This is a genomic window from Companilactobacillus metriopterae, from assembly GCF_002762335.1.
Taxonomy (GTDB): Bacteria; Bacillota; Bacilli; order Lactobacillales; family Lactobacillaceae; genus Companilactobacillus; species Companilactobacillus metriopterae.
Genome location: NZ_CP024610.1, coordinates 327,501 through 338,206, shown reverse-complemented (window position 1 = coordinate 338,206; position 10,706 = coordinate 327,501). Strand labels below are relative to the sequence as shown.

The 10,706-nt window shown below is 31.0% G+C and carries 13 protein-coding genes; 5 read left to right on the top strand and 8 right to left on the bottom strand.

Features of this window, described 5'->3' with window-relative positions; genetic code table 11:
* Positions 1-66: 66 nt before the first annotated feature.
* The 3 genes from CS873_RS08345 to CS873_RS01545 form a co-directional block, all read right to left on the bottom strand.
* Entirely contained in the window at positions 67-258 is a 192-nt protein-coding gene (locus CS873_RS08345) for a DUF1508 domain-containing protein (protein WP_099974135.1), read from the bottom strand.
* Positions 259-1,105: 847 nt separating this feature from the next.
* Positions 1,106-1,837, bottom strand: coding sequence for a C40 family peptidase (locus CS873_RS01550; protein ID WP_099974134.1), 732 nt, complete (start codon positions 1,835-1,837; stop codon positions 1,106-1,108).
* A gap of 225 nt (positions 1,838-2,062) precedes the next feature.
* Positions 2,063-2,611 carry a guanylate kinase gene (locus CS873_RS01545; protein ID WP_099974133.1) on the bottom strand — a complete coding sequence of 183 codons (549 nt, stop codon included), beginning with the start codon at positions 2,609-2,611 and terminating at the stop codon, positions 2,063-2,065.
* Positions 2,612-2,702: 91 nt separating this feature from the next.
* Between CS873_RS01545 and CS873_RS01540 the strand changes: the two genes are divergently transcribed.
* Positions 2,703-2,912, top strand: coding sequence for a DUF2187 family protein (locus CS873_RS01540; protein WP_099974132.1), 210 nt, complete (start codon positions 2,703-2,705; stop codon positions 2,910-2,912).
* Positions 2,913-2,941: 29 nt separating this feature from the next.
* On the opposite strand, the gene CS873_RS01535 is transcribed toward CS873_RS01540, so the two are convergent.
* Positions 2,942-3,562, bottom strand: coding sequence for an LVIS_2131 family protein (locus CS873_RS01535; RefSeq protein WP_245823067.1), 621 nt, complete (start codon positions 3,560-3,562; stop codon positions 2,942-2,944).
* Positions 3,563-3,850: 288 nt separating this feature from the next.
* Between CS873_RS01535 and nrdH the strand changes: the two genes are divergently transcribed.
* The 4 genes from nrdH to nrdF are packed head-to-tail and all read left to right on the top strand — an operon-like array spanning position 3,851 to position 7,609.
* Positions 3,851-4,081 carry a glutaredoxin-like protein NrdH gene (gene nrdH, locus CS873_RS01530; RefSeq protein ID WP_099974131.1) on the top strand — a complete coding sequence of 77 codons (231 nt, stop codon included), beginning with the start codon at positions 3,851-3,853 and terminating at the stop codon, positions 4,079-4,081.
* A complete protein-coding gene (gene nrdI / locus CS873_RS01525) occupies positions 4,081-4,476 on the top strand; it encodes a class Ib ribonucleoside-diphosphate reductase assembly flavoprotein NrdI (RefSeq protein WP_099974130.1) in 396 nt (131 codons plus the stop codon). Before nrdH ends, nrdI begins: the two co-directional genes overlap by 1 nt.
* Positions 4,451-6,616 carry a class 1b ribonucleoside-diphosphate reductase subunit alpha gene (nrdE, locus tag CS873_RS01520; RefSeq protein ID WP_099974129.1) on the top strand — a complete coding sequence of 722 codons (2,166 nt, stop codon included), beginning with the start codon at positions 4,451-4,453 and terminating at the stop codon, positions 6,614-6,616. The genes nrdI and nrdE overlap by 26 nt, the downstream gene beginning before the upstream one ends.
* Before the next feature lie 9 nt (positions 6,617-6,625).
* Positions 6,626-7,609, top strand: coding sequence for a class 1b ribonucleoside-diphosphate reductase subunit beta (nrdF, locus tag CS873_RS01515; protein WP_099974128.1), 984 nt, complete (start codon positions 6,626-6,628; stop codon positions 7,607-7,609).
* Between the two features lie 35 nt (positions 7,610-7,644).
* Here nrdF and CS873_RS01510 read toward each other — a convergent pair whose 3' ends face one another.
* The 4 genes from CS873_RS01510 to CS873_RS01495 are packed head-to-tail and all read right to left on the bottom strand — an operon-like array spanning position 7,645 to position 10,547.
* Positions 7,645-8,001: a DUF1634 domain-containing protein gene (locus CS873_RS01510; RefSeq protein ID WP_099974127.1), complete on the bottom strand. Its 357-nt coding sequence runs from the start codon at positions 7,999-8,001 to the stop codon at positions 7,645-7,647.
* Positions 8,001-8,843: a sulfite exporter TauE/SafE family protein gene (locus CS873_RS01505; RefSeq protein WP_099974126.1), complete on the bottom strand. Its 843-nt coding sequence runs from the start codon at positions 8,841-8,843 to the stop codon at positions 8,001-8,003. The genes CS873_RS01510 and CS873_RS01505 overlap by 1 nt, the downstream gene beginning before the upstream one ends.
* 32 nt (positions 8,844-8,875) lie before the next feature.
* Positions 8,876-9,343, bottom strand: a complete 468-nt coding sequence (locus CS873_RS01500; RefSeq protein ID WP_099974125.1) for a hypothetical protein — start codon at positions 9,341-9,343, stop codon at positions 8,876-8,878.
* Between the two features lie 13 nt (positions 9,344-9,356).
* On the bottom strand, positions 9,357-10,547 hold the full coding sequence (locus tag CS873_RS01495; protein ID WP_099974124.1) for an MFS transporter: 1,191 nt from the start codon (positions 10,545-10,547) through the stop codon (positions 9,357-9,359).
* Positions 10,548-10,706: the final 159 nt, after the last annotated feature.

Sequence of the window (10,706 nt, the reverse complement as noted above, 5' to 3'; positions counted from 1 at the left end):
CCTCATTTAGAACTTTTATTAACTATTTCGTAGTCGTAACTAAATATATAATTATTTATTCTATTATTACTTATCAAGATTACTAATATCTAATACCTCGGAAGTTTCATATATATTATTTTTAATGTAAGATATATCTTCTAGTAGAGATTTCTTATCCTTGTATGATTCGCTTTTTGCTATAATTTCTTGACTTTTTGACATTATCATAAAATAGAATTTTTCATTTATCGATGACTTAATTATTAAAAAATACATGTACTCACCTCTTTTATATTAGATTATTATTATTATAGCTATAATTTTAAAATTATTAAAGAAATGTTGAATAATTTAATTTTATTTTTTAATATTTAATTATCTTTAAAAATTCAAAAACACGTACTTATTAAGTCTAAATTATTCAGATTTGTATGTAAATTTTAATGCCTGTTATATTCTCTCTAAAAATACTTATAAATAACAAAAAAAGTAGTCAAAATTTTAAATTTTGACTACTTTTAAATTATTCGATGTTTTCTTTCCAAAATAGAAAATATGAAGATTATCAATGATGAAATTAACAGTACGTAATACCCTAATCCCAATAATGATGTGAAATAATTTGAAAAATCAGATCCAGACTGATTGAACAAAAAATATATAACTACATATATAAATGCCATCAGCCCTGATGTGATAAATCTAACCAGTCTAGACAGAAATCTAATCAAGGTAAAGAATAAGGCTATTACTGACAACGCAATTAACAAATAGACAATATACTGAATAATAGCAAGTTCCTGTGGTGGTGTTGAAACTAGACTTATAATGCTATCAATTTGGTTTACACTGTCTATTACACCATATAGGGTTATTTTTTGAGATAGCAGATTGGACACTTCAGAGGGAATCGGGACTCCCTTAGTAAAACTATTGAGAAGCGTTTGACTATTTAAAAATGGTAAATAAAATATCGCATATATATTTACCACTGAAGCTAATAAACTAATAAATTTGAATACACTTTTATTCTTAAGCATTTTTACACCATGTAATTATTGATTTACTTAATTATACAAAAAAACAAGCCCAAAGGCTTGTTTTATATATTCTTAACTTTTAATTATGCATCAACGTGAACAGCAAATGATGGCATAAAGTAACTTGACATTGTACGTACTGAAACGCTTTGTCCTGGTTTAGGAGCATCAATGTATTGGTTGTTTCCAAGATAGATAGCTACGTGATATGAAGAACCTTGGTTACCCCAGAATAATAGATCACCGGCTGATGCGTTTTGAACAGAGATTTGTGAACCTGCTGATTCTTGAGCAACAGTATATGATCCAATTGGTTTACCTGTAGCTTGTTGGTAAACATAACCAACAAATCCTGAACAATCAAATCCTGAAGTTGTCTTTCCACCCCATACATAAGGTGTTCCGATTAGTGATTGAGCTGTATCAATAACTGATTGTGTAGTTGTTGCTGCTTGTGTAACAGCTGGTGCAGGGTCAACAGTTACATCGCTAGCTTTTAGCCATGCATTGTTACCAACAGCATACCAAAGGTTGCCTGCTTCGTCTTGGACTTCTGAAACTACTGCCCAGTCAGTGCTTACTGCAACAGAACGATCGGCTGTCTTAGCTCTTGATGTTGTGGCAGAAGGTGATGTATATAATTGTGCTTCAACATTAGTGCGAACAACTGAAGCTTTATTTGTAGTTACTTCTGTAACTGCAGCTTGTACAGTTTGTGATTCATTGTTGTTTAGATTTGTAAGACCAGCAGCTGTTGTAGCAAGTGCTGCGGCTGTAGTAAGTGATACGAAACTTCTTTTAACTGTTTTATTCAAAATTAAATCTCCCAATAAATGTTTAATTCGATTTTTACGATTTTTTTTTTTTATAATTATTTTAAGTTGTTTTGCTTAACCAACGCTCACTATACTACGCTTATAATATTTCAGTAATGTTACAAAAGCGGTAATATAACATTACATATTTTATTTATAGTAAAACCCATCCCCCAAGCACTTGATACATATAGGATTATAGTGCTTAAGTTTTTTATAATTTTTTCATAAACTTTCTATAATTAGGTCTATTTGTCCAGTAGTTTGCTCAAAATCATTATTTTTTATTTCAAATGCGTGACCTTTTAGTTCATTTGGGAGAAATAAATCACGTTTAAATTCCTCACTACTTAATCTTAAATCAATTCTACTTTCTTCATCCCCGCGATTGACTAATCTATCTGAAATAATTTCTTCATCTAAATCCAAAAATATAACAACACAGTTTTCTTTGTATTTATTATAGTAAGAAACAGCACCTGCTGTATCTAATACTATTGATATCAAATCGTTGCTTTCCCACATTTTATTAAGACCTTCTATAGAAGAACCATATTTGTTGTTTGAATACTCAACTCTTTCTAGATAATGATTTTCTTCAAATGAATTTATCGATTCAAAATAGTAGTCTATGCCATTAACTTCTCCATCACGAGGCTTTCTTGTCGTATGAGTAATGACACTAGGTATATTATATTTATCTTTTAAATATTGGCTGACTGTGGTTTTTCCTGTTCCACTTGCTCCTGTGATTACAATAACTTTTTTACTCATAAAAAATTTCCATTCTATATAAATTGAAATATTCTCTCTATTATATTATTATACAGTGACGTTAAGTAAATAATTTTGGGAGTCAGTATATATGAAAATTGAAGATTTAAAAATTGGTGAAACATACAGCTGTGAAGTTGAAGAGGACATGGACTTTCCTTTTAAGGGTAAAGTAGAAAAAGTTTATGAACATTCAGCATTAGTTGAAATTACGGATGTTGATCCTAAAGATGAAACAAATAAAATGGAACTTAACAACAAAATAGTTGTAAGTATTAAAAACATCACCGCAGTAAAATAAAAAAAATGACCTCTTAAGGTCATTTTTTTTTATTTATTATCTGTTTTAATAAATGATCTATCTGGAACACGTATTACTCTGTACTCAGAAGCAAGCTTTCCTGCGTTCATTCCTAGTCCATTTATGAAATTTTTCTTATATCTTGCCTGTCCAGTTATTACATATGCTCTTGTATATTTATTATCATATTTAGAAATATCTTTTTTGTTCCACTTCATAGCTACACGTGGGACATTCAAAGGCATAGTTGCATCTGATAATGTTGCATACTGACTAGATACTGAATAGTTTGAATCATCTACACGATATTTATAGACATCAATATTCGAGGATTTATCTCCATCTATCTTTACATAGTAACCTTTTCCTGTTGCATCTGTCTCAACTCTTAAAGGTTCATACTTATATGTGATTGCATAATTTGAAGATGATTTTGTATCTACTTTAGTAAAGAAGCTGACATACAACATCCCTACTACTACTGCTATTAAAGCTATCATTTCAGCAAAGTCTATTGCCAAAATTCCAGCCGATATTTTCTTTTGACGATATACGAGTTGCCTTAAATGTCTTCCTCTAATATTCAAAACTACAAATATCAATAAAGCTAATACGATTAACCAAGCAAAAATCCCTATCAAGTTCCACATATATATGTCCCTACCCATTCCACGGAAAATTTTATTAATGTCAAGTCTAGTACTTTAAAAAATTTACAATATAATTATCTTTAAGGTCAATTTTATCATAAATAAATTTTAGGATAAATTTAAATAATTTAAACTTTTCTTAAGATTTTGAAAATTGAATAATGTACTATATATAGTACTTCCTGAAGATTTTTTTACTATATCTTGTATATTTCGAGTATTAGTAATTGATTTTAGGAACACTTGTTCTATACTAGAAACATCAAGTTCATTAAGGGGATGACAGAAATGAATAGTATTGTAGTATACAGTAAAAATAATTGCATGCAATGCAAGATGACAAAGAAATATTTAAAAGAGCACAATGTTAATTTTGTGGAAAGAAACATCAATGATCAACCAGAATATCTTGATGATTTGAAGGCCCAAGGCTTTCAGAGTGTACCAATCGTTATGAATGAAAACATTAACCCAATTGTAGGATTTAGACCAGACAGCCTTAAGGAACTGATTGACTAATGACACAATTGGTTTTTTATTCTATAACCGGTCAAACTAGACGTTTTATCTCTAAACTTGACTTACCTGAAAACCAAGTAATTGAAATAACTGATGACAATCCTCTTATAAATATGACTGAGGACTATATCCTACTAGTCCCAGCCTATGAAGATGATATGATGGATTCTGTGATCGATTTTCTAAATTTCGAAAACAATTCTGCAAATTGTATAGGTGTTGCTGGTTCTGGAAATCGTAATTTTAATACTCTATATAATCAAACTGCTAGAAAAATTGCTCAAGGACTAGAACTGCCAGTAATATTTGAATATGAATTTAACGGCACCGAGAAGGATGTTAATAACTTTAAGAAAGTGGTACAGGAATTTGGGACTAAACACACTAGATCTTAATAAAGTAAGTTACTTTAAATTAAATAATGAAATTAATATTCCAGTAAACAATTCAATTCCACTGCACAAGGATAAAGAAGCCATTGAGGCTTTTTTAAATGAGAATGTTTACCCTAATACTATGGAATTTCTTTCTTTCAAAGACAGAATTCAATATCTACTTGATAATGATTTTATTGAAGAAGAAGTTATCAATAAGTACTCAATTGAATTTATAGAATCACTATATAACTCACTTAAGAAGAAAGATTTCAAATTCCAATCATTCATGGCAGCATATAAATTTTTTAATCAATATGCTCTTAAAACAAATGATGGCGATCTTTACCTTGAAGATTATGAAATGCGAATCCTTTTCAACTCATTATTGTTTGCCAATGGAAATGAGGAACTAGCTAAGTCTCTTGCAGAAGAGATGATCTCTCAAAGATATCAACCTGCTACTCCTTCATTTTTAAATGCAGGACGCAAAAGACGTGGCGAATACGTCTCTTGTTTTTTAATTCAAGTGACTGATGATATGAACAGTATTGGTAGATCCATCAACAGTGCCTTACAACTTTCTCGTATTGGTGGTGGAGTTGGTATCACACTGTCAAATCTTCGTGAATCTGGATCACCAATTAAAGGTGTAGAAAATTCTTCATCCGGTGTAATCCCAGTTATGAAATTGTTAGAAGATAGTTTCAGTTACTCTAACCAACTTGGCCAACGCCAAGGTGCTGGTGCAGTATATCTAAATGTCTTTCACCCAGATATCATCGATTTTCTTTCTGCTAAAAAAGAGAATGCCGACGAAAAAATTCGTGTTAAGACATTGTCACTAGGTATCATTGTTCCTGATAAATTTTATGAATTAGTTCGTAACAATGAAGATATGTATCTATTCAGTCCCTACTCAGTTGAACGTGTTTATGAAAAACCATTTTCATATATTGATATTACTGAAGAATACGACAATCTGGTTAAAGACGAAAGAATTAAAAAATATAAAATCAGTGCCCGTGAGTTAGAAGAAGAAATAAGTAAGCTACAACAAGAATCTGGTTATCCATACGTTATCAATATCGATACAGCAAATCGTGCTAATCCTATTGACGGAAAAATTATCATGAGTAATCTTTGTACAGAAATTCTCCAAGTTCAAACTCCTTCTGAATTAAATGAAGCTCAGGAATATGTTCAAATGGGTACAGATGTTAGCTGTAATTTGGGTTCTACAAATATTGTTAATATGATGAACACCCCTAATTTTGGTAAATCAGTTGAAACTATGACACGCGCTTTAACATATGTTTCTGATGCTTCAAATATTGAATCTGTACCCACAGTAGCATTAGGTAATAAGCAAAATCACGCTATAGGATTAGGTGCAATGGGTCTTCATACATACCTTGCAATGAATCAAATTGAATACGGTAGCCCAGAGTCAGTTGAATTTACAGCTACTTATTTTCTACTATTAAATTATTGGACTTTGAAAGCCAGCAACAAAATAGCTACTGAACGTAATGAGACTTTCAAAAACTTTGAAAAATCTGACTACGCAAATGGTTCTTACTTTGAAAAGTATATTAATGAAGATTTTGCTCCAAAGAATCCTCGTGTTATTGAATTATTTAAGGACATTGATATCCCAACTATTGAAGACTGGAAAGAATTAAAAGACAGTATTCAAAAGAATGGACTTTATAATGCTTATAGAATTGCTGTAGCACCTAATGGATCAATTTCTTACGTAAATAACACTTCAGCTTCTCTTCAACCAGTAACAAGACTAGTTGAAGAAAGACAAGAAAAGAAAAATGGTAAACTATACTTCCCTGCTCCATATTTAAGCAATGATACAATCAAGTTCTATAAATCAGCTTATGACATTGATATGCGTAAAGTTGTTGATGTTTATGCTGCTGCTCAACAACATGTTGATCAAGGAATGAGTATGACTATGTTCATCCGTTCGGAAATTCCTGAAGGTCTATACGAATGGAAAAACGAAACATCTCAAACCACACGTGATTTAAGTATCATTAGAAATTATGCTTTCTATAAGGGAGTCAAATCAATTTATTACATCCGAACATTTACTGAAAATAATGATGAAATTGGAAGTAACGAATGCGAAAGTTGTTCAATTTAGGAGAATAAAATGACTGATACATACTACAAATCGATTAACTGGAACAAGATAGAAGATCAAGTTGATAAAGCATCTTGGGAAAAACTAACATCACAATTTTGGTTAGATACACGTATTCCATTATCTAACGATATAGATGATTGGCGTACACTAACTCAAGAAGAACATGACTTAGTTGGTCACGTCTTTGGAGGTCTAACTTTACTAGATACTCTTCAATCCCAAGACGGAATTGATCAATTAAGAAAAGATATTAGAACCCAAGCAGAAACTGCTGTTTTCAATAATATTCAATTTATGGAATCTGTTCATGCAAAGAGTTACTCATCAATTTTCAGCACACTGAATACCGCTGAAGAAATTGAAGAAATTTTTGATTGGACTGACCATAATGAATATCTTCAAATAAAAGCAGAATACATAAATGATATCTATCAAAATGGAACTCCCTTGCAGAAAAAAGTAGCTAGTGTTTTCCTTGAAACATTTTTATTCTATTCTGGATTCTATACACCTCTTTATTACCTCGGTAATAACAAACTTGCAAATGTCGCTGAAATTATCAAATTAATCATACGTGACGAATCTGTTCATGGAACTTATATCGGTTATAAATTCCAACTTGGTTTTAACGAACTAAGTGAAAAAGAACAAGAAGAAATGCAAGAATGGATGTACAGTTTACTTTATCAGCTATATGAAAATGAAGAAAAATACACTCATCAACTATATGACAATATTGGTTGGACTGAAGAAGTATTAAAATTCTTGAGATATAATGCAAATAAAGCTCTTATGAATTTAGGTCAATCTCCACTCTTCCCTGATGGAAATGCTGAAGATGTTAACCCTATTGTTATGAATGGAATTTCTACCGGAACAAACAATCATGATTTCTTCTCACAAGTTGGTAACGGATACCTAATGGGAAAAGTTGAAGCAATGAAAAATTCTGATTACACAATTGGATATACAGACAATAAAAAAGACTAGGACAAAAATCCTAGTCTTTTTTATTTATAAAACATTTAACTTCTATATCCCCAAAAGATTGCAAATATAAGAATAATTAAAACAATTGTAGTAATGATTGTGTATAGTTTGTCACCTTCTTTGAAGAAGGCATAAATAGATACCACCACTCGCAATACTGGTGTGAGAATTAGCATGAAAATTCCCAACATTATAACTGCATATGATTTTCCCGAAGCTATTCCCGAAAAAATTTCAGTAAATCTTCTTGGAAATTCACCACTACCACTGTATCCTGATCCTGATATAAAATAAATTATTATACCTGCAGTAATAATAATTGCAGAAATAACCACTCCTATACGAAGAATTCGACCAATGATTAATTCGATATCTCTTTTTTGTTGATCCATTAGATTGTCACCCCGAATCCTTTAAGAGCCATTTGAATTCCTAAATAAATAAGAATAGGAATGAAAATCATTCTAATAACTCTTGGTCTCATACGTTGCATAATTCTTGCACCAACTAAAGATCCTACCAAAACTCCAAGTGCTAGTGGTCCAGCAATATCTGGTTTGATAGATCCATTAAAAAAATAAACCGTAGCACTAGCAGCTGCAGTGACACCCATCATCAAATTACTTGTTGCACTTGATGCTTTTAAAGGCATCTTCATAATGGTATCCATTGCTATAACTTTAAATGGACCACTTCCGATACCTAATAAACCTGAAGCCAAGCCTGCTCCACCCATCATTGCAAATCCACCAGGAACATTTGTTAATGAATAATCTATTTGCTTTTTCTCAACCTTGTCATAATATGATCCTTCAAGTTTCATCTTTTTTACAATTGGATCATTTCCATGATAAGGTTCCTCACTCTTATTACCAATCAACTTCATTATCATGTTAACTGATGAGTATAGAAGGAAAAATCCAAATAAAATAAATAGCCAAGCACTTGGAAAAATTCCTACTAACATTGCACCTACAACTGCACCCACAGTTGTAGCAATTTCTAAAAACATAGCTACTCGAAGATTCAACATATCATCTTTTAAGTAAGCAATTGTCGAGCCTGAACTTGTAGCAATAACAGTAACAATACTAGCACCGATAGCATATTTTATATCTACTCCCATAGCCATTGTTAATACTGGAGTAACAATCATTCCACCACCAATACCTAACATAGCACCTAAACATCCAGCCAAAGCACCAACCAATAATAGTATTAAAAGATAGTTCATATAAATCTCCAATTAAACATTATTTTAAATAATTAAATTTCCTTTACAACTTTTTCTTTATAGTTCTTTAAAGATGTTTCGTAGTTAGACTGCATTATTTGAATAGTGGACTTAATATTTTCATTGTTAAAATCATCATCAGATATCAAATCTATATGAAATTTTGAAGCATTTAAGTAGTCACAGTAGGTCGATAGATATAGTTTCGTTTCTACTTCAGATTCTTCATCAAAGAAATTTGATACTTTCTTAGAATCCTGAAATGGTAGGTTAATAATGCCTGTTTCAATACAAAAATCTATATCGAATTCGGAATCAACCACATGAATGATTACTTGTGATAGTTCATTGTTAGCTAAATCTTTTTTTATTTGTTCACTAGCTTTATTTATTGACCATAGATCAGATTGAAGTAGATCATCTTTACTTATATCAAGATTAGTACTTTTAAAATTGTCTTCAGTTAGATCTTCAATAAATTTACTTACTTTAATCTTCATAGATATCTCCTAATTAATCAGTTTCTTTTACTAGCAACATAAGAACGGCCATCAATATCATTATAATTGTAATACCAAAGAACATATTTGCAAATGACATCACAGTAACAACTACGCTACCCACGTAAGGACCTAATGCACGTCCCAATGATCCAAAAATAGTATAGAAACTTTGGTAAGTTCCTCTATTTTTATCAGTTGACATCTTACTCAATAGCGCTGGAATAGTTGGAAATACCAATGACTCTCCGACAGTTAATATTAGCATACTGATTATAAATAGAGAATAATTGTTTGCTCCTGGCAATAATAGGAAGGATAGCCCCATGATAACTGTTCCAACAAAAATTTGTACTTTCAAATATTTGATTATTTTCGAAATTACTCTATTAACAATTGGTTGAATTATCAATAATGATCCGGCATTAACAGTAAATATAAATCCATATTGTCTTGTAGAGAACCCCTTATTTAACATATAAATGGACATATTACTGTCCCACTGAGAATAACCCATCCATACTGCAAAAATAGCAAAACAGATGATAACCATATTTAAAATGAAACGATTATTCCCTATTATATCTCTTGGATTAACCTGATTTGAATCTTTATAGGGCTTATTAGATTTAGTGGCATCTTCGTTAACACTATCCAGAACATCTGACTTTAAAAATAGAATTACTATACAAATTAAGAAAAATAATACTGGTATAAAGAATGTTAAGAAAATACTATTATTAAAGATAATTCCGACGGCTGTTGAACCAACAGCTATACCGATATTGGATGCTAAATACATATTATTAAAAATAATACGGCTATCACCAACAGATTGTTCAGCAACAAACGCTGTATAGCCGCTAATGGCCGTATAAGCGATTCCCATCCCGAACCCAAGTGTTACTAGTAAAATTACGTAAGTGGGCCATACGTGATGAAATGACATTATTAACAGCGATATAACAGATATGAAGTAACCTATATATAATGTTTTCCTTCTTGAAAATTTATCAAAAAGAATTCCACCCAAAGCATTACCTAACATCATTAATAATGAATATATCATTAATGCAAATCCGGCAACTGTAAGAGGTTGGTGTAAATTTTTGTTAATAAAAATAGTATTTACTGGCAGTATAAATCCCATTACTAAGTTGAAAACAACATTTAATGTTAGCAACCACATTCTTTGACTTTTCATAATCTTAACGTACTAATTAAAGAATTAGTTTACCCCTTAAAGAATTTATAAAACAAAAAGAGTACAGATCCATAAAGGAAACTGCACTCTTAATGCGGTAGTACTTATAAAAATAAGTAAATAAACAAGAGGTTCACACAATTGTTTATAAATATCGCT